The organism is Agarivorans albus, from assembly GCF_019670105.1.
Classification (GTDB): Bacteria; Pseudomonadota; Gammaproteobacteria; order Enterobacterales; family Celerinatantimonadaceae; genus Agarivorans; species Agarivorans albus.
This window is the reverse complement of the sequence record NZ_AP023032.1, coordinates 1816455-1840968: the sequence shown is the minus strand read 5'-3', so window position 1 is coordinate 1840968 and position 24514 is coordinate 1816455. Positions and strand designations below refer to the sequence as shown.

Sequence of the window (24514 nt, the reverse complement as noted above, 5' to 3'; positions counted from 1 at the left end):
AGACTATTTACACCAATAAAAGTAAAACATAATTTGGCAAACTATGCTCAAATTTAAGCTGCTTCAAACACCGGTAAATCTATTGTTTGTTGCTGGTTATTTTACTTGGAACCTGAGTACGGTTTTAAGCTTGTCTGGTGTTACTTTTCGAGGGTCTGACAGGTAAATTTCTCGATGAACTTTAGATAGTCGCTCAAGACCTTCAGCGACGGCAAAGGCTTCCATTTTTTCAAAGCTTTGCGGCTCATCATCGAATGGGCCTACATGTAGCATTTGTACCGTTTTCCCTTCTTCTATTTGCTCAAAACTAAGTTGTTCAAAAAGAGGGTTAGCTTTTTTCTGTTTTGCTAGCTCAAGCATATCACGGTAAAACGCTTGGTCGACAAAGTCTGGCTGGCGGATCATTAAACGATATACCAGCTCATCTTTATTAATGGTGCCATCGAAGTTGGCTTTTGCTTTGTCGCTAATATCCCAAACACCTTCTAAGGGATAAACGGTAAAATCAAAATAACCTTGCGGTGGCTTATCCATTTTTTTAGGCATCATTTTAATGGTGTAAGCGAGCGCATATAAGGCCTCTACCTTTTTGGTAAAAGCACTGCTTGCAGGGCTCCCCTCGCCTTGAATACTTATAAAGGAAAACTTAGGAACGGTAAGGGTTTCTGGTTTGTTTTTCGGGAGATAGAAACTCTTCTCCTTTTTTCTCCATTCATGTTTGGCTTGCATCTGCGAACTCTTATTTTCAAGCTAATGATTAGGGTCTGTTGATCTTTGGTGTTGAAATTGCTGCAAAAACCATCAGCAAAGATCAACAGACCCTAGTAGATTATCACGCTTATCCTAAGTCATCATTGTCCTAAGCGGTGTTGTATTAACTATCTACTTTCATTCCAACATTCGTTTCATTAAAAACCGCATATGCTTTAAGTTTCTCCACTGGATACTGGACTCTGGGCACGGCCCACAAAAAAGGCGACTAAAAGCCGCCTTCATTGATTGGGGTAATCACTAACCACAGCTACCAAATAAAGCCGTAGATTGCGTTTCTGCTTGCTCAACCAAGTTTGCACACGAAACCTCTGTTGCGCTAAAGGCTTCTGCTAAATCGATGCGAATTTCTGCGTAGGTATCTAAATTACGCATTTTGAATGAGCCATTGTCAAAGTTGTAAGTATATTGAATCCAAGTAGCGTAAGTTTCGCCGTTAGCGGGATCAATAATGTCTTGTGGTACTAGGTTGCCTGCGTCAAAGGTAGACTGCAGCTTACCTTCGGTTTGTGCCCAGTTTGCATCTTGCTTAAATTCAACATTTGCTGAATGGTACAAACCACGCAGCATACGATCTGCCGATGAAATGCTAGAACCAATTTTGTGGCCAGTTTCAGTAAGGCTCATATCGCCTGCAGCTTGAGCGTTTGCTTCATGATATTGCTGTAGTGGCGCATTAGCCATTACCCGCATTTGATCATTCACACTACCGCGGTGTACCCGCATTTCCCCGCCTTTATTTAGCTCAAATAACGCAATATCGCCGCTTTTGTCTTGAACCGAAATATGTAAACCGTGCTGGTCGCCATGAATGCCATCTACCCAAGCAAACTGGAATTGCTTGGCTTCAAACGCTTTCACAGCTTCTTCTACTGTAGCGAAATTTTCAGCCATAAAGCTTGCAGCATCACCCCAGTTTACCGCCGGTGCGCCGTTATCTTTATAGTCTTTAATAAACTCCGCTGAGTCATATAAATACAAGGTAGACGCAGATAAGCCTGCGGCATTAATAGCCTCTCCTACTGTATCAACAAATACTTCACGCTCTTCTAAAGCGAGCGTTGGGTACTTTACTGTCCAAGTTGCCGCAGTTTTATATGAAGGTACGTCTTTAGTTGTTACTTCTGTACCTACTGGATGAAGAATAGCAACCGTTCCAAGCTGAACACCCCAATCTAGAGTACGTACTTGCGAAACGCCGTGGGGAGTATCTAAGGTAATGCGAGAACATGCATTAGCAGTTTGTACAGCGCCAAACGTTACCGCAGCAATGGTTAAAGCAATCATCGATTTTTTCATAGTCATTCTCTCGTTATTAATTGCCCACTCCTTGGCGAATAGTGAACAAAAAAGCACAAATAAAAGTGCTTTCCGGTTCGAGTGATGACAATTAAAACATAACGAAACTAAACTAATTAATCAGCACCTTTAAGGTCAACTAACAGCTTGTGATTGAGGTATTAGGCAAAGAACAGTAGGTAAACATGCCCTGAGGCTAGGCAGGCTAAATCACCGTTATAAACAAGCGGATTTAGCTTGTCTAAAACGACGAGTCAAACAATAACGATATGCTTAAGCACTATACAACTGAACGCAGTTTCGCCCCTGTTCCTTAGCCATATACAAGGCTTTGTCTGCTTGTTGCAGCAAGGTCTTTAATGACTTCACATCGCTGCTACTTGCCACTCCAAAGCTGGCGGTGCAGGTAAAGTTAGCTTCACCCACGATAGGAATAATGTGTTTAGATACCCGCTCGCGCATTCGCTCGGCTACTTGTTGCGCTTGCTCTAAGTTGGTTTTAGGCATGGCAATAACAAACTCCTCGCCACCAATACGGGCAAACAAGTCTTGCTCGCGACAAATCGCATTAATTTCTTTGCTTATTTCAACTAAGCACAAGTCACCAACCACATGACCATAACGATCATTAATGCTTTTAAAATAATCAAAATCGAGCAAGACCAAGCTCATTGTTTGGTGCAACTTGTTGGCATGCTCGAGCATTTCGTTACCCTCAGCAAAGAAGCAATGGCGATTTGCCAAACCGGTTAGCGAATCGGTCGACGCTTGTAAGGTAAGTTGCTTTTCGTTGGCTTCAATTTGTCGCGCAAAAATGGTCAGCACAAAAACCACTTCAATCATATTCACCAATACCACCGACTGATAAAGCAAGTGATTGGTGGCAGCATCTAGCTCTATAAGCGGATTTAAATTAAGGGTGTTTTCGCAGTAAAGGAACAAACCTACCGAGGCTGCGCTTAATGCCAGCATCTCTCGTCGCTGATGAAGCTCAAACAGCAAAAATGCGCCAGTAGGCACCAAGAAATAGTACAAGTGAAAACCACTTTGATTGGTCACATACACATTGGTACAAACCAGTAAATGCACCATTAACACCGAGAAAAACCAGGTTTTAGCTCCAGATACATGACCCCGGTGCATAAATGCTAAGGTGGCAAAGTAAGCCACTGTAAAACCAAGATTAATTGAAGCAACACCGCTATTATCAAGCAGTAGCCAATAGTTGAGTGAGTATAAGCCAGATATAACGGTGGTTATTAAGGCGATGATATTGGTTAGCTTTATGCGGCTAACGGCAGCAAAAGAGTGCCCTTCGGCCCCTAAGTTTATTAGTTTTTTAATTTGCATATTGTTATCTGAGACTTCCCTTTCCAAGTACAGACTAACATACAAACTAGTAACAAATTGTTTCAAATTCGCATTTTCTAACATTAAGATTTAGTTGCAAACGTCGGCAATAATAGAGCTAAAAGTCAGTAAAATTCATTATTTTTTAATTAACAGCAAGTTAAAGCAAAGGCGAAAATATTTGCAGCGTTAAGTGACAAAAATGCTAATGGCTAACGCTGCTGCCAAGCACTTAAAATTTAACTATGCCAATAATCCAACTATTGGGCTTTAACGACTCATTCCATTAAAGCCCTAATACACGAACTAAAGCAGCGAATTTAAGCGTCGCTTAAAACGATTACTTAGGCATTTCCACCAACAAATGCCCTTGTTGTGCTTGGCTTAAATCAACTTCAAAACGTTGTGGTGACCAACCATGTACTTTATCGCGCGCTTCGATATAAACAATGGAACCAACAGCTGGATGTGGCACCTTGCTTAAGCTGCGAGCAAAGGGCTGCTCATTAACATGGGGATGTAATAATTCGCGCTCTCCCAAAACCGTGCCATTTACATCCACTACTCGCCACATATTGGCATAGTGATCCCAACCTGTATCGCTATGCATAAGTGATACATCTACCTTCCAGGTTCGTTGGCCATCTTGAGTAAACTCTGCGGCCACTATTGTGACATCGTTAGCTAAGGCCGAAATGGAGTAAAAGCTAAGAGCTAAGCAACTGGCTAGAAAACTTCGCGAAATGTTAGGTAAGGAAAATGGCATACCAGTACCCTATTGGCTGCTAGGAATGTATTTACACCCTAGCAGCAAAGCCAACTATTGCGTAGCTTTGTTTTGTAAGTGTTCTATTAACTGTTGAGCCATTGCTCGGCTTGGTCAGCCTGAACCATATCAAACGCTTTAATGCTTAAGCCTGGAATAAGCTTGCCTTCAAGCTCGCTAATGGTTTGCACCCATTGCTTGTCGCACAACACTGCGGCGCGTTTAAACTGGCGGATCACTTTAAACATCTCGGGAATACGTGCAAATTCTACGGCTAAGGCACTTAAGGTAGGTAATGCAAAGTCTTCGATTCGATAAAGCATTAGCCCCTGCTCTATACCTTGTACTTTGCTGCTAAGTTCATCTAAGGCTAGTTTCATTTCGTCCGCATCAAGCTTCCCGCCGAATTCAATATCTAAACGGTTGTCAGCCACTTTTGTTACGTTAAACATGTTGGTCCCCCTTAAGATAGTTAGACCGCTTATATTAGTTCTAACCTATGATTCTAGTTTCTTTAGAATTTCTAAGGCTGAATGATTATGACGGCCTGTCGAAAAACAAAGATTGTGTACCCTAAGAGTAATAGCCACTGCAACTAGTACATCTTTAGACGCGTCAATTAAGCTTCGAATCTCTTCAGGCTTAACTCCATTAGCTCCCAGAACATCCTCATCAGTCTTGTTAGTCTCAGAATGAGCTATTAATTGACTTCTAATCGTCAAAATCCGACTTATTAAAGACTTAAATGGCGACAGCTTCTCATCTATAATCATCGCCAGGTTTTCTAGCCCTTCCTCAAGCAGCAGCGTTCTCAACTTTCGAAAACGTGATGATTTAGTGCAGGTATCAAAAGCTCGGCTGAGTGCCATAAACATGGCAATTTGATTGGCCACACAACATGTGTGCAAAAAGTAGTTATAGTCGGGACTTTCAAAAGCTTCTTTAAATCGATGTCTATTTTCTGAAAATCCTAAAGCCCACCAAGTCTCAAAATGTGATGAAGCTTCATCAATTGATGTTTCCAAATCAGATAAAACTTTTAGTAGAGTAATGAGAGTCTCCTTTATTGATTTCTATATTTACTTTAATCCTAATAACTGTTTTAAGTATTGAGTAAGATCGTGTTTTAAAACGCCTTAATTGCGCATAGGCTCGTTGTTTATTTGTAGAAAATCACCAACCAAATAGTCGCCACATTTTCCGCTGTTTCTGCTACTCGATGCTTTTGATGTGCGGGGATGTTTAAGTAATCACCCTTTCCTAAAACAACACGCTGGCCGTTATCAAACTCTATAACTGCCGAGCCTTCTAAAACGCTTACCCATTCATTTTCTTCTTGGTCATACCAACCCTGTTCAGGTGAGGCTTGTCCATAAGAAACAATCCGCTCAACCCTTAATCCATCGGCTTGTAGTAAGTCACTAAAATGCTCTTGGGTCTTATCCCTAGGCAACTTAGCAAATAGATTGTCCATAACTATTACGCCCCTTAATTAAGCCAATTTGATTATTTAGCTAATCCAAGCCCAGTTAACGTTTGCTTAACTATCACCAATAATTCCGCCTCACTGGTAACAACTTTTGACAACACGCTAACTCCCATTAGTAAACTTTGTAGCGCTAAAGCTTTCTCTCTAGTTTGCTGTTCTTCTAGCTCCCCTTTAGCCACTGCTAGTTGCAATAGCTGCTCGAAGCGGGCAATGTTGGCGTGCACCATTTTGCTTAGGTTTTCACCCAATTCTTCGTCTACAGCCACTAACTCAGAGATCGAGTTAATCACCAAACATCCACGCGCTTCGGGATCGCTTGCTCTAAAACGGCATACATCTGCGAAAAATGCGTTAATTAGCGCGAGTACATTAGTATGTTGCTCTGGCTGGTTTAAAACTTGATCAGGGGTAATGGTGGCGTATAAATCTAGGGTTTCTAAAAACAGCGCTTGGCGACTACCAAATGCGTTATAAAAACTGGAACGCGTTATGCCAAGTTTTTCGGATAAGGCTTTAACCGAACAGGCCTCGTAACCATGTAACCAAAACTCATTCATGCAATCTTCTATTGCTGCTGAACGATCAAACTTCGCTGCTCTACCCATGTTCTTCTGATACTGCTCAATATGTTCACATGTGTACAAATTAGCATAATTGTACTTAGCTGCCTAATCTCTGCTCCAGAAGTTGGCCATCTAAGCTTGCTCTTCAGATGAAACGACTATTTGTGATTTATTTTTTGTACATCTATGGACAAAAACAATTTATAAAACTAAATTGTACGCATGTGTACAATAAATATTGTACCTTGTTGGGCGCAGTTAACATGCCCTGTTACATCTTGATTTTATGCAAGCCAACTAAAAGGAAGACCGAGACATGACTGCATTTTTTGTTGCAACTAGCCAAGTAAAAGACCCAGAAAAATTTGCGCAATATGGCCAACAAGCAGCCGCTACACTGGGCGAGTATGGCGGTGAGCTGGTAATAAAAGGGAAATTTTCTGGCAACCTTAGTGGTGCAAATGAGCATGATGCTGTGGGAGTAATTAAGTTTCCCAGTATGAGCAATTTGCAAAGCTGGTACGACAGCCCTAATTATCAAGCGCTTTTGCCACTTAGGGAGCAAGCGGTGTTTATGAACATTAGTACTTACGCGGTACCTGAGTAAGCTTTAGCCTTACCCAAGCTTTAACTTTAAACCCAGATTTGCTGGCTCATTTCTGGGTTTACTTAACTTCACATAAGGCCATCACAAGCTAAGGCTAGCAAGCGAAATAACAGCTAAGCTAAAAGCACCAGTCGCTAAATACCTAGAGGCCTGCTATTGAAGCTTATTAAGATACTTGTCATTTTATTGGGGCTTATTGCTTATCCGACATTAGCAAACCAACACGCAACAAACATTCAAATAGTAATGCAACCAGCGGTAAGCCAAGCCGATAAAGAAAGCCGTGCGCTTATAAAACGCAGTAATATAAACCAGCACTTTAGTCAGTTAGTCACACAGCTGTTCAACTTTAGACGAGCAGTAACTTTGGAATATGGCATCAATGATGGCCCACTGTACGACCCAGACGCTCATGGTATTTACATTCCTTATGCCTTTGTTGCCGAGACCCTAGAGTTTTTCGCCAACAACAACTACCAAAAACGCTATGGCATAAGCGCAGAAGATGCGGCCATAGACACTCTATTGCACACCCTGTTACATGAGTTAGGCCACGCTTACATTACCGACCAGCAAATACCAATCCTTGGCAAAGAGGAAGATGCCGCAGACAATTTAGCCACCATTGTATTACTCAACTACGTTGAACTGGGTGACGAAGTAGCAATTAGTGCAGCCGACATGTTTGCGTTTGAATCTGAAGATAAACCCAATTTTTACGAGTTAAGTGAATATATAAATGAACACAGTTTTGATTTACAACGCTATTTTTCAACCCTGTGTTTAGTGTATGGCTCTAACCCTAAACGCTACCCCAAATTGCTAAATGAGATTGACACCAGCTACTTGGCAGAGCGCCAAGAGTTTTGCATTCACCAGTACCAGCAAACTAACCAAAGCTGGCACACTTACTTAAAACAACCTTAACCCTCATTATTCAGCTTAGTACTAAGCACCGCTTCTAATTGGCTAAAACCATTAACCAAATCACCTAAGTGCTCTTTGCCAATGGCATTCGCTAAATGTTGGTCTAATTCAGCCAACAACAACCTCGCATCAGCCATTAACAACTCACCTTGATGAGTAAACAAAATTTGCTTTTGTTTACCTACTCCCTCTCGCTGTTCCAAGTACCCTTTGTTACTTAGATCTTTTACTGTTTTAGCCACCATCTGGCGACTCACACCTAAATTTCTCGCGATTTCCGAACCAAAATTAATCCCGCAATCTAACGCACTTAAAAAACTTAAGGTGGCAGGGCTAATTGAACTGTAGCCCTTGTTAGAGAGAGCCTTAGATAAGTAATTACTTGTTAAATCTTGAATTTTGCTAGTTGCCATAACCAACTGCAAAGCGTGGCTATCAACCATCGCAACGCCCACCCGTGTCAACCTTGTTGACATAATCACCCCTAGTCACTACGCTTATGTCAACCAAGTATACATAAGGAGCAATTATGAAACATCTCTATCTGTTTTTGGCTATAGCAGGAGCCATTGTGCCCTATGTGTTTTTTATTGAGTTTATTACGGCACATGGCTTTAATTTAGGGCTATTTATTCCTGCCCTTTTTGCAAATGGCGCTGCAGGTGGCTTTAGTACTGATTTACTGATTAGCTCACTGGTGTTTTGGCTGTTCATGTTTAGCGATAAGCAAGCAGATCGTCCAAAACCGTACTGGTTTATTGTGATCAACTTATCCATAGGCCTAAGCTGCGCTTTACCAGCGTACTTGTACTTTAAAATAAGAAATCAACAAACCGCTGCAGCTGTTCAGGGTATCCCTTAGTCAGAAATGGGTTAATCGATTAAAAATAGCTCTAGCATTTGCTGGAGCTATTAATACAGTTAACAAGCTACTATAAATGACAGCGTGAAGGCCGTAAGCTAGTAACTCTCTCCAAATACAATGTCTTGCTGAGTGTCCAACCATAGAGGATGTTTAAACATCGCTTTAGAAAAAAGGCGACTTTGCAAATGCAGATTTAACCAAGCTTGTAAGTGAGTATATGGGCCATTTAGGTAAAGCTGTCGGTTAACCTTGGAAAACTGTCGAATAAACGGCAGTAAAGCATAATCAAGAAGGCTGGCTTTATCGCCCATTAGAAACCGGTGTTTAGTTAAACGTTGCTCCAAGTCTTGCACAAAAGGCTCACACTTTAGCCTGCATGCTTCTAGGTCTTGATGATGGTAGCGTTTTGCGTCTTTGTAGCGCTCTAAATCCGGCTTAAATTGCTGATCGTTATGCTCAATAACTTGCAGTATTTCATCTAGCGCATCGCCTCGCGATGAATACAATAAATCATTAGGATCGTTACGCCTTAGCGCCCACAGCATTATATCTAGGCTCTCATCAATAACCTGATATTGAGTTGCTTCAGCGTTGAGGGTATCAGCTAAAACCAATACCGGTACCGTTCCTTTTGGCGACAAGGCTAGCATTTCTTCAGGCTTGTTTTTCATAACAATCGGCCGCAAATGCACAGCTTGCCCCGCCAGCAAAATAGCCAATCGAGCCCTCATCGCATAAGGACAGTTTTGCAGAGAGTACAATATAGGTAATGTAGACACGTTAGCGGATTAGCTCCCTGACTGTATTAAACTTATAAGGTCCCCATTTTATGGCGTTTGGCAATGTCTTTAAACAGATCTAACATCCCTTGGTTAAACAAAAAATCATCACTCATCTTAAAGCTTTGGCATAAATCCATATCAGGGTGACCACAACGGCTTAGATTATCTAAACTAAAAGCCTTTTACATCAGAGACCAATCAACTAAGCCGCTAAGCTCAGCAACTAGCTGAAGTCTTCAGGATAAAGGTGCGACGTAACATCATCTAAGAAGCGCTTTAGCTTTAGCTCTTCGGGAGAAGCAAAATTTCTTGATGAGATTACACCATAAGTAAAAGTTTGCCCTTGGGGCAGGCTATCTCTAGGGTCGTTCCCTAAATTTGCTTCATGCAATATAAATTTTAGCTGCTCTATTATGGAGTCGTATACCGCGAGCTCTATAGAAGCGATATTTTTCTTTGAGAACTCAGTTAATGCAAGGTTCGTCGATGCTACAAGATTTTTATAATTCACTTAAATGCCCTTTGGATTTATTTCAATAATTTTGTTTTTTATCTCATCATTGACTAGCAGTTGGGTTCCACCGCCACTGCAATGAACATCTACACCTGGAGTGGTCCAGTTATCTTTTACTGGTTTAGCTGACGATTTTAACCCTGTACCTTTAACTACTGTAAAAGGCTTGGAAGTTCTTCCTTCACCACTGATGCCTAAAGAATCAGGAGACTGATTAGATTTAGGATCAAACCAATTCCCGGGATAACCATGTGACTTAACATGTTGAGACATAGATTCCGGAGGTGGGAAACTGATTACCTCCAAAGGCTGAGTTAGATCTACTCCACCGTCCTTGGTTCCGTCAGGAGAGCCCAAAGCATCGTGAATTTGGTCCTTAGTAAACCCATTGTTTTCCAAATAATCTCTAGCAACGGTCTCCCTAGCCTTTATGTGCTGCATAGAATCCCCTTCACTTTTAGCTAGTTTAGTCATCGTATCTATTGAAGCTTGCTTATCTATGGGAATAGCTTCGTTATTTATATCAAAGTTAGGCTGAGCTTGATTAGCTGAGCTTCCTTCTAAGAATTCATTACTATAGCCTCCAAGTCCAAGCGCTTTTGAAGGCCGCTCAGCTGGCCTTTGAGAGTTACCAACAGCTGTTGAAGCAGCTACCGGAATTCCGCCTTCGGCATCGGTTGGTGGCAACGGCGCAAAGTTTTCACCCTTAAATACACTTACCTCTCCACTCATAATGCTGCGGCTTAACCAGCTGAGTTTATCTTGGCGAGATTTGTGGTGTGCTAAGTAGTCATTAGAAACTTGCTGATAGAGCCTATCAATATCAAATTGCTGGCCCCATGAGACGCTATGGTTTTGTAACAAGGCATCAATGTTGTACTTCTCAATACTATTTTGAACTTGCTCTGCAGGTACGTCATGAGTATTAGCTTGAGCAGGCAAGAAAAAATAAGACTGGCCAAATGGGTCTACTAGCAGTGTTTGGTTGAATTTAGATTGCTCGATAGGATTAGCGTTTGCTTGCATACTTGCCTCGCTCTACGCCGCCTTGGTTTGCTGCCTTAAACATGCGGTTCCTTGCCTGTTTTAGTTGCTAGGTATTAACTTTAAAATCAATAAAGTGGCGATGCTATCAGGCTAATGAGGGATGAGTCAATATTGAGAGGGTGTACAGCATACTTAGCGCGTAATAAATCATCAAACAGCGCACGTATATGAGCGTGACGCTAAGCGAACCAAATGCTTAAAAACAACGGGAGAAGTGCTTTTTAACAAGGTACCCCTCTACCAAGCAACGCTGATCAAATAGTCGTCAAAACACTGCTAGCAAAATACCAGCAGTGCTTGTTAGAGAGTTACAAGCCTTGGCTGTATTGGGCGTTTGTTGCCACTGTAACCATACTACTAAGCTGTTGTTGCGCTTGCTCATCCCCTTGCAGAAATGCCTCAAACTGAGTGACCAACACCGTTTTGTCTAACTCAGCTTTCGAGCCGGCGCCTATGTTGGTTAAGTCGATAAAAAACTCGTCAAACTGGCCTGCTAGATCATTCACAATATCAAAGTTCAAGAATTGCTCGTGGTTGTAAATACTTGGGTAACCGCCCTTTTGTTTGTCGACCGCAAATGACACACCTTTCACATTAGTAATAGTGGTAGCCTTAGTACACTTAAGCATGCAGCCATCTTCAATCGCAGGCTTATTACAGCCTACAGTTTGTTGGAAGAAACACTGCCGGCTAGTCATCATCAAAATAGGGTGATAAATGCTGTAGAGCAATTTGAAGTTATCGGGCTTGGTAATATTTCGAATTTGCATGCGATTAATTTCGTTAGAAATAAACGCACCAGCACAATTAAGCTCTTCTTTTAAAGTGACTAAAGCGTGTGAATTGGTGGTATTTAAGAATGGTCCGGCTATCCACTCAATGCCCATTTGGTAAGCCTTAAAAGCCACACCGGTATTGTTACTTACAATACGTGCTGGGCGAACTTCTTCCAGTAAACGCACCGCTTCTAGATAATCTTTACCAATTAACACCGCTGGGAACCACGGGATTAATCGCGGATTACGTAAGAAAATATCAATGTATTTATTATTGCCAGTTTTAAAGCTCTCTGGCAGCTTAAAATAAACATCTGATTCGGTTAAATCACATAGGTGTAAGTCTTTTTCATCTGCAATAAGCAGCGACATGCTTGGTTTACCTTCTGTGCGAGGATGCTTAGGCAAGGCTGGCACCTCTACCGCTGGCACATGTGGCACAGAATTGTTTAAGGCCAATATAGCCTGGTTTTTCAGCTCACTAATTTGCTTAAGTGGCAAACTTAAGTTAGCTGCTAAACCTGAGCAATCAAACTCAGCGTAATCGTAATCTCGGTTAGCGAAGTTTTTAAAACGCTTCTCAAGCAGGGCTTGGTCTAAAGATTGTTTACCGGCTTGGCTAAGCAACTCTTCAGTCGCCAATTGATACACTTTATCCTTATCACCAACAGTGAGAATTAAACGCAAGGGTTGGTTTAATTCACCAGAAAACTGAACCTTTAAAGGCTGCTTAGCAATGCTCAAGTACTTAACTTTTTCGGCTAGTTCATCACCAATTTCGTTGCGCTCTGCGTGCAAGCCTTTTCTGGCTTCTTTAATCTCTACCACTGATATAGCGTTATATTTTTGAACTGCATGCTGCACGCTGTTATCACGCGGGTTATCGATAAACATATCCTTGGTAAGGTTGCCCTTTAAGAAGGAATTGGTGAAATCTCGGTTAAATACTCGGTATAGGTTTGAATCGTCGGCTAGAATTTTTCCGGTCTCAACAAACTTGTCGATATGTTTACGCCAGCTATCCACCACGGTGTAAACATAGTGAGCACCTTTAATACGGCCCTCAATTTTAAGTGAGTCTACTTGTGCATCCACCAGCTCTGGCAAATCAAAATAAGCAGAATTGTCTTTAAGGTTAAGTGGGAAGCGATTACCAGCATTGGTGATTTCGTATTCGTCTCTACATGCTTGGCTACAACGGCCGCGGTTACCTGAGTTACCCACACTTACCGAACTTGAATAACACTGACCAGAAAAGGCGATACATAACGAGCCATGTACAAACACCTCGGTTAATACATCATGTTTATGTGCTAAAGCCGTTAGCGTTTTTATCTCAGCCAAATTTAACTCGCGTGACAGGTTTAGCCTAGAAGCGCCAAGCTTTGCCAAAAACTCTACCTGCCCTTCGTTGTGGGTTGTGAGCTGGGTAGAAGCATGAATATCTAAGCTTGGGAAATGCTTCTTAACTAAGTTAAACATGCCCAAGTCTTGCACAATAATCCCGTTAAGGCTGGTATTTACCAGTTTGTTAAGCAACTTAACCATGGCAGGAATTTCTTGTTCAAGAATGACCACGTTTAGGGTGAGAAACACCTCACAATCATACTTATGCGCCAAGCGTAAAATACCATTCAAATCATCAAAAGAAAGGTTTGAGGCACGGTTACGGGCATTAAAGGTATCTAAACCACAATACACCGCATTGGCACCAGCGATTACCGCCGCCTTTATGGCTTCTACATCACCACCGGGGGCAAGTAACTCAATCTTTCTACTCATGTTTCAAACTCACTTTACTTGGGCTAACAGCCTAATCTTGAATTGCGCGGGATTTTAACGGCAACAGAACACTATTGCTACAGTTAACTAACCTCATCTAGCAGTACTTTCTAAAATAAGCCAACTTGGCAAGTGGCAGCTAAACAACTGCTAGAAACAGCAACTGCTAGGTTGCTGTTTCCCCCGACAAATTTGTAATAACAACCTAAACTATAATTAGACCCCACAGCATAGAGTGGGCGCTAAGTAGCAAATGACCGATTGCTCGAACAATCAGGACTAAAGCTTATGGCTAATACCAACTCACACCCTAGCAAAAAATCCACGGGCACCTGGCAAGTAGTGGTGGCAGTTATCATCTTTGTTACCAGCCTGATAGCGGCGTTTTATTGGGGCTACAAAGACATTCACTTTTTGGTAGTGAATCCCGAGTTATCAGATAAAGGCAGCGACATTTTCCTAAAATACCTATTTATTGTGGTTGCGGTAGAGCGCGCTGCTGCAGTATTTGTAAGTAACTACCGAAATCGAAAAGTAGCCGATTGGACCTTAAGAATATCCAGAATTAAAGAAACCCTATCTGATGAAAGCCAACACTTAAACGTGCTAAAAATGGTGTTTGAACGAGAGATCCAAGTCGCGCAAAAAGTGTTAGATAAACAAATGGTTGATTTGCTTATCCCACCAGAAGATACCGCTGATGAATACCGAGCCGCGCTATTGTGCATTAAACACAGCTATGAGTTTTCGCTGGCTAGGCATCAATCAACATGCAACCGAGACGTAACCTTTTTTGTGTTTATCTCGGGTATTGTGCTGGCATCACTAGGGCTTAGCATTCTTAGCGATGTAATGATGAACCTAACCGAAATATCCGGCATACACGGCCATCTAATAAGAATCGCCGACGTACTCATAACCGGCGGTCTTTTGGGAGGAGGAAGCGCAGGACTCAACTTTGCGTCGACTCGATTTGCTGAATTGATGAAGAAAAATTAATGAACGGCAATTGATTAGTGCTTGCAGCCAATTAGAGGTTCCAAGCACTTTCTTTTGGTTTAATAGCAAAGTACCCGTTTAATTATAACGAGTACTGTGAGTCTATTAGTTATAGTTCTACCGTGCCAATTTGTGGTTTGTCTTCTTCCTCTTCATCAACTTGATTGTCGGTTAAAAACTTATAGCCAAGTGACAAAACACCCACTTGGATAGTAGCTACTAACAAAGATACCGCTGTTGAAAATATCGCAAATAGCCAGCTATCCTCAACGGCAATTATGCTTAGAAGCATATTACTGCTAGTAGGAAGCAACCCCATTAACAGGGCTAAACGCCAACCATTTCCATCACTTAAGTTCCAGGCCCAGGATAAGCTCTTCCCCCTAATGCCAATAGCACTTGCAGGAAGGACTAACGACCACCGACCAACAAAATAATACACCGGGAAGGTAATCGCTAATGATACAATTTGAGCGACTAATTGAGGTGAGTTTTCTCCCAAAACCATGCTGCCAACAAGTACGCCACTAATACCAACCACCGGCAAAGATACCAAAGCAACACAAACTATTAACAGCAAGCTCCAACCTGCAAAGCGGACCTCATTACCTGTCCAGTTAAACACCCTCTCTTCGCTAGGCAATCGCTTGTTAAGAAACAAACGGTGAGCACCAACCAAGGCCTGCAGCGCTGTAGTTATATAAGCAATGCTCAAAAAAGCTATACCAATATTACTAAAGTAACTGTCACCAACTTCTAACGAAAGTGACGCAAACAACACTGCAATAAACATAACAAAAAGCAGCGGAGCGCCAATATTAAGAAGATCTCGAAAATAACGAAAAGGCAAAGACACGGCATCATACAAAATGGCGGTAACGGGTAACTGCTGGCTCAAAATAAATTCCTTGTTCTAAATACCACTCCCTCCAACCCTATGGGTTGAGCTAGCCAACTATTAAAAAAGAAAAGCACGGCAAATGCCATACACCAAATTGGTGAATTTGTTCGGCTTTCGCGATATTTAGTGAGCTAAACACTGCTAATAGCTGGCGCTATACAGCGCGTTGAAGAGAAATTGCTAAGCAGCGAAATCAAAAGTGAAAGAGTGAAAGAGTGAAAAAGTACAACATGACGCATTTTACTAAAAAGAGCCCTCCGTATTGTGCTGGCTTCACTAGGGCTTAGTATTCTTAGTGATGTAATGATGAACCTAACTGAGATGTCTGGCATACACGGCCATCTAATAAGAATTGCTGAGCTGATGAAGAAAAATTAATGAAAAAGTGGAACGACAGCGTAGCGCTAAACGCCCAACGAATTATGGTTTACGATACAGTCACAACTCCACACAACAATGCAATAATCTGATATTGTTTTTATATTCAGTTTTTTATGCTTAACAATCAAGAAACCAAAGTGTCATAAACCACTCATATAGTAAGGCCAAATTTTTTAAAGCCATTACTTAGTAGGTTTAGAACATGAAAAAACTTCTCGGCACCGCTATTGCTTTAGCCCTTAGCACCTCAGCTTTTGCTTCTTTAGATAAGCGCTACCAAGACACTAGCGGTAACCTAACCGCAGACATTCCTGAAGCAGCTAAGCAAGTTGATCCAAGCACCTTAATCTTTGCTTATACGCCGGTTGAAGATCCATCTGTTTACGCCGATGTCTGGGGAGAGTTTCTTACCCATTTAGCCGACAAAACGGGTAAAAAAGTACGCTTTTTCCCGGTGCAAAATAACGCAGCTCAAATTGAAGCAATGCGCGCTGGCCGCTTGCATGTAGCAGGTTTTAACACTGGCTCGACTCCTTTAGCAGTGAACTGTGCTGGTTTTGTTCCATTCACCATAATGGCTGGCGATGACGGCTCTTTTGGTTACGAAATGGAGATCATCACTCATCCGGATTCTGGCATTAACACCATCGACGATCTTCGCGGCAAAAATGTAGCTTTTACCTCGCAAACCTCTAACTCAGGTTTTAAAGCACCTTCAGCTATTTTAGGGGCAGAGTTTGGCTTAACCCCAGATCAAGACTTTAATACTGCTTTCTCTGGAGCCCACGATAACTCTATTATTGGTGTAGCCCATAAGGATTACGACGCGGCTGCGATTGCTAACTCTGTATTAACTCGCATGCTGGATCGCGAAGTAGTAAAACAAAGCGATATAAAATCGGTATATACCTCTGAAACCTTCCCTACTACTGCTTACGGTGTAGCGCATAACTTAAGTGAAGAGCTGCAAACCAAAATTAAAGACGCATTCTTTAGCTTTGACTGGCAAGGCACCAAGCTTCAAGAAGAGTTTACCCGTAATGGAGAATCTCAATTTATTCCTATTACTTACCAAGAACACTGGTCGGTAATTCGCACTATTGATACTGCCAACCAAGTATCTTACAGCTGCAGCTAACCCGCTCTGTTTATAAGCAACACCTTACTTTGGTGTTGCTTACTCCCCTTTTTATAAACAAATTTTTAAATCCATTATGCATACAGCCGGTATTTAAACGGGTTGTAAACTTGAGGTACTCACAATGGCAACCCTGCAGTTAAAGTCACTAAGCATGCATTACTCAGCTAAAGACAAAGCACTTAGTGATGTCAGCTTGGAAGTTAATGCTGGAGAAATAGTCGGGCTAATTGGGCCTTCTGGCGCTGGCAAATCAACGCTTATACGCTGCATTAATAGGCTTAATAATCCCACCGGCGGACAGGTCCTTTTTAAACAGCAAGACCTAACTAACATCAGTGGTTCTCGCCTTCGCCAAGCGCGGCGAAAGATTGCGATGATTTTTCAGGAATATGCCTTAATTGAACGCCTAACCGTAATGGAAAACGTACTTTCTGGTCGCCTAGGTTACGTATCATTTATGAGTAGCCTATTGCGTAAGTTCCCGGGTAAAGATGTTCAGCAAGCCTATGCCTTACTCGACCGAGTTGGTTTGTTAGAGCATGCCAATAAACGCGTAGACGCTTTATCTGGAGGGCAACGACAACGCGTAGGTATCGCGCGAGCTTTAGCGCAAAATCCAGAGTTACTACTCATCGATGAGCCAACTGCGGCCTTAGATCCACGCACTGCTAGGCAAGTTATGCGGCTAATTAGTGAAATATGTGCAGAGCAAGGTTTGCCGGCCATCATTAATATTCACGATGTAAATTTAGCCAAACTGTTTGTTCAGCGCATTGTAGGTCTGCAACAAGGAAAAGTGGTATTTGATGGCAGCCCAGCACAGCTTAACGATGATGTGCTCACACTAATTTATGGCGAAGAAGACTGGCAACAAAGTGAGTCAAATGAAGAAGATACACCAGAGCCACAGGTTACTTTATTAAAGGCAAGTGCCTAATGAACTCGCTTGCAAATTATCCAGATACCTGGAAAAAACCTCACCTTATTAAACAGCCAATCTTACGTTACAGCCTATTGTTGCTTACCGCTGTTTACTTATATCTGGCCCTCAATTCAGTTGAAATTAATTGGCTACGGGTTTATGAAGGCGGAGAGCGCGGTTGGCGCTTTATTCAAGGCTTTCTTGCTCCTGATTTTAGTTCTCGTTGGCCACATATTGTAGACGGCATACTAGAAAGCTTAACCATGACCTTATGTGCTACGGTAGCGGGAGTTATTTTATCAATTCCCTTCGGCTTAGGTGCTGCTCGCAACCTAGCTCCAACTTGGCTGTATTTGTTTTGTCGCAGCGTAATTGCGGTAGCCCGCAGCTTTCAAGAGATCATCATAGCTATTTTATGTGTCGCACTTTTCGGCTTTGGTGCGTTTGCCGGTTTCGTTACCCTCACCTTCGCCACGATTGGCTTTTTGGCGAAATTGTTTGCCGAGGAAATAGAAGCTATAGAACCACAATCTCTTACTGCCATCAAAGCCACCGGTGCAAGCTGGTTACAACAGGTTAACTATGCAGTACAACCGCAAGTTATGCCGCGGTTAATAGGTTTAAGCATGTACCGCCTAGACATTAACTTTAGAGAGTCAGCAGTAATAGGCATTGTTGGCGCGGGCGGTATTGGTGCCACTCTAAACACCGCCATGGATCGCTACGAATACGATTCTGCAGCGGCGATTCTTTTAGTGATTATTGGCTTAGTGATGCTAGCCGAGTTTGCCTCTGGGCAAATTAGAAAACGAATAAAATAAGGAGCGCGAGATGACACAAGCAAGCTATCCCGCATATTGGGAAAAACACTCGCGCCGCCAACGCTTAACATCATGGTTCATATGGTTTTTATTTATCACACTTTGTGTATTTTGCTGGCAACAAATGAACCGCGACACCCTGTGGTATTTTGTTAGTGATGCCCCAACCCAACTAGCGGATATTAGCGGCAGAATGTGGCCGCCTCGCTGGAGCTATATGTCTCAATTATGGCAGCCTTTATGGGACACCCTCAATATTGCTACCCTCGGCACAGCTTTGGGCGTAGTAATGGCGGTCCCAGTAGCCTTTTTGGCAGCGAGCAATACAACGCCTAGTCAATGGTTGGTTCGCCCAATTGCCCTCTTCATTATTGCTGCAAGCCGCTCTATTAATTCGTTGATTTGGGCCTTGCTTTTAGTGGCGGTTCTGGGGCCAGGATTACTCGCAGGTATTATCGCTATTGCCCTACGTTCTATTGGTTTTGTGGCCAAGCTAATGTACGAAGCGATAGAAGAAATAAACCCAAACCAAGTAGCAGCAATTAACGCCACAGGCGCTTCTAGACTACAAGTATTAGATTACGCAGTGGTGCCGCAAATTATGCCTACATTTATTGGTACCACGATTTTCCGCTGGGATATTAATATTCGAGAATCTACCGTTCTTGGCTTAGTTGGCGCCGGAGGTATAGGCTTGCGTTTAAACGAGTCTTTAGCCACGCTGGCTTGGCCGCAAGTAGCATTAATATTCTTAGCGATATTATCTACAGTAATCTTTTCTGAGTGGATATCAGCGCGCTGCAGACGAGCATTCATCTAATACTCCTCTACAAAAGAAATGCTTGAGGCCATCTAGCGCCTTAGGCATCTCTTCCCCTTGGCACACTGATTACTATTTAAGCTGAACACGTTAAAACTAAAAACGAAGCATCAATTAGTGAGCTAAACGCTGTTAATAGCCAGCGCTTTACCGTATGTTGAAGAAAAACGGCTACGCAGCGAGATGATTAGTGAAAAAATATAAACATGAAGCTCAGTTACTAAAAAAAGCCTTACAAATTGGTGAGGTATACGCACTGCAACGCGGTTTTGCCAAGTTTCCACCTGGCATATCAGAGAAAGACAAAGTAGAAGCCTTATACATGTTGTTAGCCGAAGACAAACGACTAACACCGTTACCTAAAGACAAAATCACCGGCCCAGAAATGCGCCACAAACTGGTACTGTGGTTAGCTAACCAACTGCCTAAAGACCACGAACTTTTAGACGGTTAGCGATACAAACAATCACAAGAAGCAGCACTTAGTGCTGCTTACTTATAATTTCTTCTCCCTAATCGCCGCCCTGATTTTTCTGATGTCGTAAATCCTCACCTCAAAAAGTCTCATCTGAACCATTAACCTATCTGCTTATATCCACAAATCGCACATTTAAAATATAATAATATTTTTATCAGCTAATATTGATAATGGTTCATGTGTTGTAAAACAGCACCAAGCCGCATAGAAACTAAATCAATTAAACTCGAAAGGATGCACAATGAGTAATAAAGGAACTAAAATTGATTCGAAATTGCTAAAAAATCTTAGGTTAAAAAGGGGGTTAGCCAGGAGCAATTATCCGACATTAGTTACAAAAACCAGTGCTATATATCGCCCTCAACTATTAAGAGAGCTGAAAAGAATGGGCACATATCCTTCAACACACTAAAAAACTACTGCGAATTATTCAGCTTAGACCGTGAATCTCTTACTAATACAGACCAAACTCCTCGCTTAAGCCCCTCCTTGCCAAACGGCATCCGCTATAGCCTGATCCACTGGCTCTCACTAATTAGTTTAGACAAAACAAGCGAGCAAATTGAGATTGCGACTATTTCTAATCGACTCTTAGAGCATTTAAAGAAAAATCAACATGATCCGGAAATAGCGAAAGTGTTTAATCACTTAAGTTAATCAAAAGTCATTGAAGTCACCTTGTAACTTGATACCAAGGTGACCTTAAACTGACGCCAACCTGACATTGAGCCCCCTCAATTTACTCACTAATCTATCAATAAATCTTGAGTACAAAAAACACTCAACCTTGGTGAAAGGATAAGAAAATGAGTCAGGGAATAACAGCCTCTAAGCCCAGTGCTAATAGCCTCGAGCAACTGCAGAATATAGGTAACAATGGAGAAGGTATCAAGATTGCGATAATAGATGGCTCGATTGATTCAAACCACCAACTATTTGATGAAGCAACCATATGCCAATCAGCCCCAAATAACTCCATTCATGGTACAGCAGTCGCGAGTTTAATAGCTGGTAAAGCCATTGGGCTAACACCAAAAGCCACCATATTAAGCTACCCAGTATTTAGTGAGGATAAATCAGGTAACCCTATTGGCTGCTCAGAAATCACCTTAGCCAACGCAATAAATAAAGCAGCGAGCGATGGCTGTAACATTGTAAACGTGAGCGGAGCAACCCCCTCGCTAAATGGTTTAGGCTCACAGGAACTGCGTAATGCGGTTCAGCGCTGCAAAAAACAGGGGATATTAATCGTTGCAGCAGTGGGTAACGACGCCAAAAATACCGAATCGCTTCCGGCCTCTCTAGATTATGTGCTCGCAGTTGGGGCCTGTGACGAAAAAGGCAACCCAGCACCGTTTAACAACCATGGCACCAAGCTAAAAACCAAAATGTTGCTTGCTTCGGGTGTAAATATGCCTGTAGCAAAAAACCAAGGCTCAATCAGCGTCATATCGGGAAGCAGTTTCTCAACACCTGTTGTTAGCGCAACCGCAGCCTTAATTCAATCTGCACTTGGCTTATCTAACCTCAGCCCAAACTCGGTAAAAAAAACCAAAGAGATACTGATAGATAGTGCCAGCGTTATTTGTTCTGGTGCAGATGAGAAATCCAAAAGCACCTACCGAAAACTTCACATTCCTGCAGTACTAGAAAGGGTTAAGCAGGAGTTACTCACTAAACCTCAACAACAAAACCAAAGGTACCTACCCATGTCTGATACTCAAAGCAATAACCAAACAGATGCAGCAGTACTCCCTGCACAAACTGCGATTGATGAACCCATAATTCCTGCAAGTTCAAGCAATACTGAAAGCCCAGTCTCGGCAGAGCTAAGCCAACCTGTAGGCCTTCAGCTGCCATCAGTGGCAGATTCAGCTCCTCAAATAAACGTACACCAAACGCCTTCTCAAGTCAGTACTCAAGAGATAAGTCCTTGTTCCAGCAGCGACCCCAGAGTGGCCGCCTCCCAAGACAAAATCTTTATTGTTGGCACCTTGGGGTATGACTTTGGAACAGAAGCTAGGCTAGATTACTTCACACAAGTGATGGGAAGTAAAAAAGGTCACCCCTTTGATCCCATTGAGATGGCAAAGCATCTCAATGACGGCGATAACGCAGAGCAATCAAACGCACTAATTTGGCTGCTTAAGATTGATGGTATTCCTGTTTATGCCGTTGAACCTGACAATCAATTTGCCGTTATTCAATACGCCCGCCTCGTTCAATTTCTTAATGAACAAGAAACTCAAGGCATTGAACGGGTTTCAATTGCAGGCGTCGTTTCTGGTGAGACTCGATTATTTAACGGCCAAGTTATTCCGAAAATTTCTCCTGTATTACGCGGCATGTTTAACTGGAGCTCAGACGCCCTAGCAAAAGAGGTACTTGGCAGCGCCTCTGGTAATGAAGAGCAAAGTACCCTGTTATGTAACTTCTTAAATCGCGTGTACTACGAGCTGCGAAACCTAGGTCGAGCCTCTCAAGAGCGAGCGATTAATTACGCTGCAACAAATGCTTATCAGATGAAAGAGATCTTTGATGATGCATTCAGCCAACATTTAGTTCTAAGTAAAATTAGCGCTGAACCAAGTCCTGTTTGCCGTCCAGACTCTGATTGCTGGGATGTAGTTTTAGAATTCTTCAACCCTAATGAACGCCTCACCAATGCTCGCAAACTATACCGCTACACAGTAGACGTGAGTGACCTAATCCCTGTAACCGTTGGAACGCTGCGCAGCTGGCATGCCTACTAATGATTGCAGAACCAAATTATCGTCAATGTTTGACGGTATGTACCGGGGACTCCCCCAACTAACTAGTAAAAGGAAATTATTATGAAAATGCCAATTCAAGCTCAAAGTGTAGACCGCTCTAACCGTATCGCTGAAGCAAAAGCTGCCGGCGTAAACCCAGCATTTTGGGGCGGTGTATTAGATGTACTGAAAAAAGCAGGCCAAGGCGCTCTTAATGGCGTATTGAGCTAAGCACTTTAGCGCATAGAGTAAGCTCTATGCGCTTTTTCTTTATTAATTCTCATAAAAATAAGGCAAGATCATGGACCAAGACTTTCATTACTACGGAACATATTACTCAGCTAAAACGGGTGGGTTCAATCGAGATGAGGCCACTTTAATCGCAAAAGCGGCCAATTTCATCGATTTTTTTAGCGAACAAACCTACGCGGCATACTGGGAACTAGTGACCGACGACACAAAATCAGATAACTACAATATTGTGGCTCAACTTGAATACCCTCGATATACCTATCAAGGAGGGCTGCTAGGATCAGGCTTATCACCAGAAGATGGTTTATGGTGCTCTTACCATTTCACCCCAGGTAACTATGACTGCCCACCAAATACTCCAAGCCAAGAGATGATTCATGGGGCCCCAGTGGCGAGCCAATTGCCAGAGTTCCAAGTTCGTGATACCAACCAGGGGAAAAGTATACTTAAAAAGTACAATCCAAACACGGTTGAAGACCTTAAATATGGCAAGCTGCTAAATCGACCTCAAAGTGCGCTATCCCGCCAATTACTTCTCGATGCTATTGAATGCGCCACTAACAATGACAGGCTTGAGGCCATCCTTAATTACGCTGTTGGCGGACAAGAGATACTTAAAAACAAGGAAGATTGCCTAAACAGATTTAAACTAATTCTGTTAGGTATTCGCGCACATGTGATCGCTGATACATGGGCTCATCAAGATTTTTGTGGCGTGAGCAATGTAATGAATACTTATTGGGATGTGAACTATGACCCGGACTCATGGAAACCATCAGAGATGGGATACGGTAGGCAATCAATTAACTATAATGACGGCAAGTCTGGATGGAAAAACAAAGTACTCTCATCAACAAGCAAATTAGGAAATAAAAATTTTGAAGCGGTTCCTAATGGCTCTTCATATCTAGGACATGGTTGGATGGGCCACATGCCAGATTTCAGTTTTGTAAAATTTGAGTATAAGCCTTGCTGGGCTTCTCCCCATCAAGTCACCCAGCGAGATAACCGTAAAGAATACTTAGCAGCTTGGTTAGAGCTCACTAGTTTATTTAATCAAGCTAACGGAAATGGCAAAATTGTCTTTGACCAAGTAATGCAAGAACAACTACATAAAGCTCAAAAAGCTATAGAAACACCTTATAAACTAGAAAAAGAAAAATGGGTCGCTGGCCGTAAAGTATCTGCTGACGCTTGGAAGGAGATCTTCGAAGAGGGCCCCACCTCCGACATAGATGTAGTAGCCGAACCGCATGAAAATGCAGTGCTTAATGGGCTAATAGAGGGAACCAAACGATTAGACCGTTATGGTAAATTATACGTAAATGTAAACAGTGATTTATATTTGTTCCAAATCGCAGCAGACTATCATTTTCATTTTGTTAAAAGCTACTTAGATACGCACAATATCTACAAATTTACAGGTTCTTGGTCTCAACAAACCAGCGCACTGTCTGAAGAGGTAACCCAACTTTTTGAACATTGCTAACAAATATCCTTTCCAACCA

Annotated in this window: 26 protein-coding genes; 12 read left to right on the top strand and 14 right to left on the bottom strand. The window is 42.3% G+C overall.

Annotation, left to right across the window (positions count from 1 at the left end):
- Window positions 1-96: 96 nt before the first annotated feature.
- The 8 genes from K5620_RS08485 to K5620_RS08450 all read right to left on the bottom strand — a co-directional run bounded on the left by K5620_RS08485 (window position 97) and on the right by K5620_RS08450 (window position 6280).
- Window positions 97-729, bottom strand: a complete 633-nt coding sequence (locus K5620_RS08485; protein WP_016400581.1) for a GyrI-like domain-containing protein — start codon at window positions 727-729, stop codon at window positions 97-99.
- Between the two features lie 282 nt (window positions 730-1011).
- Window positions 1012-2070 carry a linear amide C-N hydrolase gene (locus K5620_RS08480; RefSeq protein ID WP_016400582.1) on the bottom strand — a complete coding sequence of 353 codons (1059 nt, stop codon included), beginning with the start codon at window positions 2068-2070 and terminating at the stop codon, window positions 1012-1014.
- Window positions 2071-2343: 273 nt separating this feature from the next.
- Window positions 2344-3420: a GGDEF domain-containing protein gene (locus tag K5620_RS08475; protein WP_016400583.1), complete on the bottom strand. Its 1077-nt coding sequence runs from the start codon at window positions 3418-3420 to the stop codon at window positions 2344-2346.
- Between the two features lie 340 nt (window positions 3421-3760).
- Window positions 3761-4186 (bottom strand): hypothetical protein, encoded by a 426-nt coding sequence (locus K5620_RS08470; RefSeq protein WP_016400584.1) that lies wholly within the window; start codon window positions 4184-4186, stop codon window positions 3761-3763.
- Window positions 4187-4272: 86 nt separating this feature from the next.
- A complete protein-coding gene (locus K5620_RS08465) occupies window positions 4273-4638 on the bottom strand; it encodes a SpoIIAA family protein (RefSeq protein ID WP_016400585.1) in 366 nt (121 codons plus the stop codon).
- A 45-nt stretch (window positions 4639-4683) separates the two neighbouring features.
- The gene (locus tag K5620_RS08460) at window positions 4684-5211 is read right to left on the bottom strand and encodes an AbiU2 domain-containing protein (RefSeq protein ID WP_040306885.1); all 528 of its coding nucleotides are present in this window, start codon (window positions 5209-5211) and stop codon (window positions 4684-4686) included.
- Between the two features lie 134 nt (window positions 5212-5345).
- Window positions 5346-5660, bottom strand: coding sequence for a cupin domain-containing protein (locus tag K5620_RS08455; protein ID WP_016400586.1), 315 nt, complete (start codon window positions 5658-5660; stop codon window positions 5346-5348).
- A 32-nt stretch (window positions 5661-5692) separates the two neighbouring features.
- Window positions 5693-6280, bottom strand: coding sequence for a TetR/AcrR family transcriptional regulator (locus K5620_RS08450; protein ID WP_016400587.1), 588 nt, complete (start codon window positions 6278-6280; stop codon window positions 5693-5695).
- Window positions 6281-6554: 274 nt separating this feature from the next.
- On the opposite strand from K5620_RS08450, the gene K5620_RS08445 reads away from it, so the two are divergent.
- Entirely contained in the window at window positions 6555-6845 is a 291-nt protein-coding gene (locus K5620_RS08445) for a DUF1330 domain-containing protein (protein WP_016400588.1), read from the top strand.
- A 156-nt stretch (window positions 6846-7001) separates the two neighbouring features.
- Complete coding sequence (locus K5620_RS08440) at window positions 7002-7772, top strand: DUF4344 domain-containing metallopeptidase (RefSeq protein WP_221077468.1); 771 nt, start codon at window positions 7002-7004, stop codon at window positions 7770-7772.
- Here the strand turns inward: K5620_RS08440 and K5620_RS08435 are convergent.
- Window positions 7769-8248, bottom strand: a complete 480-nt coding sequence (locus tag K5620_RS08435) for an HTH domain-containing protein (RefSeq protein WP_040306887.1) — start codon at window positions 8246-8248, stop codon at window positions 7769-7771. The two genes, K5620_RS08440 and K5620_RS08435, sit on opposite strands and share 4 nt — an antisense overlap.
- A 53-nt stretch (window positions 8249-8301) precedes the next feature.
- Here K5620_RS08435 and K5620_RS08430 point away from each other — a divergent pair, with 53 nt between their 5' ends.
- Window positions 8302-8634, top strand: a complete 333-nt coding sequence (locus K5620_RS08430; RefSeq protein ID WP_016400591.1) for a DUF2834 domain-containing protein — start codon at window positions 8302-8304, stop codon at window positions 8632-8634.
- 98 nt (window positions 8635-8732) lie between these two features.
- Here the strand turns inward: K5620_RS08430 and K5620_RS08425 are convergent, their stop codons facing one another.
- The 4 genes from K5620_RS08425 to K5620_RS08410 all read right to left on the bottom strand — a co-directional run bounded on the left by K5620_RS08425 (window position 8733) and on the right by K5620_RS08410 (window position 13538).
- On the bottom strand, window positions 8733-9416 hold the full coding sequence (locus K5620_RS08425) for a glutathione S-transferase (RefSeq protein WP_040306888.1): 684 nt from the start codon (window positions 9414-9416) through the stop codon (window positions 8733-8735).
- A 226-nt stretch (window positions 9417-9642) separates the two neighbouring features.
- Window positions 9643-9930, bottom strand: coding sequence for an immunity protein Tsi6 family protein (locus K5620_RS08420; RefSeq protein WP_040306889.1), 288 nt, complete (start codon window positions 9928-9930; stop codon window positions 9643-9645).
- The gene (locus K5620_RS08415) at window positions 9931-10959 is read right to left on the bottom strand and encodes a hypothetical protein (RefSeq protein WP_016400594.1); all 1029 of its coding nucleotides are present in this window, start codon (window positions 10957-10959) and stop codon (window positions 9931-9933) included. It lies immediately after the preceding gene.
- 329 nt (window positions 10960-11288) lie between these two features.
- Entirely contained in the window at window positions 11289-13538 is a 2250-nt protein-coding gene (locus tag K5620_RS08410; RefSeq protein WP_016400595.1) for a peptidase U32 family protein, read from the bottom strand.
- A gap of 288 nt (window positions 13539-13826) precedes the next feature.
- Here K5620_RS08410 and K5620_RS08405 point away from each other — a divergent pair, with 288 nt between their 5' ends.
- Window positions 13827-14537: a hypothetical protein gene (locus K5620_RS08405; protein WP_016400596.1), complete on the top strand. Its 711-nt coding sequence runs from the start codon at window positions 13827-13829 to the stop codon at window positions 14535-14537.
- Between the two features lie 109 nt (window positions 14538-14646).
- On the opposite strand, the gene K5620_RS08400 is transcribed toward K5620_RS08405, so the two are convergent.
- Complete coding sequence (locus tag K5620_RS08400) at window positions 14647-15435, bottom strand: hypothetical protein (RefSeq protein WP_016400597.1); 789 nt, start codon at window positions 15433-15435, stop codon at window positions 14647-14649.
- A 586-nt stretch (window positions 15436-16021) separates the two neighbouring features.
- On the opposite strand from K5620_RS08400, the gene phnD reads away from it, so the two are divergent.
- The 8 genes from phnD to K5620_RS08360 all read left to right on the top strand — a co-directional run bounded on the left by phnD (window position 16022) and on the right by K5620_RS08360 (window position 24495).
- On the top strand, window positions 16022-16957 hold the full coding sequence (gene phnD, locus K5620_RS08395) for a phosphate/phosphite/phosphonate ABC transporter substrate-binding protein (protein WP_016400599.1): 936 nt from the start codon (window positions 16022-16024) through the stop codon (window positions 16955-16957).
- 124 nt (window positions 16958-17081) lie between these two features.
- Entirely contained in the window at window positions 17082-17897 is an 816-nt protein-coding gene (phnC, locus tag K5620_RS08390; protein ID WP_016400600.1) for a phosphonate ABC transporter ATP-binding protein, read from the top strand.
- Window positions 17897-18703, top strand: a complete 807-nt coding sequence (gene phnE / locus K5620_RS08385; protein ID WP_016400601.1) for a phosphonate ABC transporter, permease protein PhnE — start codon at window positions 17897-17899, stop codon at window positions 18701-18703. The genes phnC and phnE (K5620_RS08385) overlap by 1 nt, the downstream gene beginning before the upstream one ends.
- Window positions 18704-18713: 10 nt before the next feature.
- Window positions 18714-19523: a phosphonate ABC transporter, permease protein PhnE gene (phnE, locus tag K5620_RS08380; RefSeq protein WP_016400602.1), complete on the top strand. Its 810-nt coding sequence runs from the start codon at window positions 18714-18716 to the stop codon at window positions 19521-19523.
- A gap of 190 nt (window positions 19524-19713) precedes the next feature.
- On the top strand, window positions 19714-19977 hold the full coding sequence (locus K5620_RS08375; protein ID WP_016400603.1) for a DUF5062 family protein: 264 nt from the start codon (window positions 19714-19716) through the stop codon (window positions 19975-19977).
- 830 nt (window positions 19978-20807) lie between these two features.
- A complete protein-coding gene (locus K5620_RS08370; RefSeq protein WP_016400604.1) occupies window positions 20808-22754 on the top strand; it encodes a PatA/PatG family cyanobactin maturation protease in 1947 nt (648 codons plus the stop codon).
- Window positions 22755-22835: 81 nt separating this feature from the next.
- Complete coding sequence (locus K5620_RS08365; RefSeq protein WP_016400605.1) at window positions 22836-22985, top strand: hypothetical protein; 150 nt, start codon at window positions 22836-22838, stop codon at window positions 22983-22985.
- Window positions 22986-23055: 70 nt separating this feature from the next.
- Window positions 23056-24495, top strand: a complete 1440-nt coding sequence (locus K5620_RS08360; protein ID WP_016400606.1) for a DUF6765 family protein — start codon at window positions 23056-23058, stop codon at window positions 24493-24495.
- Window positions 24496-24514: the final 19 nt, after the last annotated feature.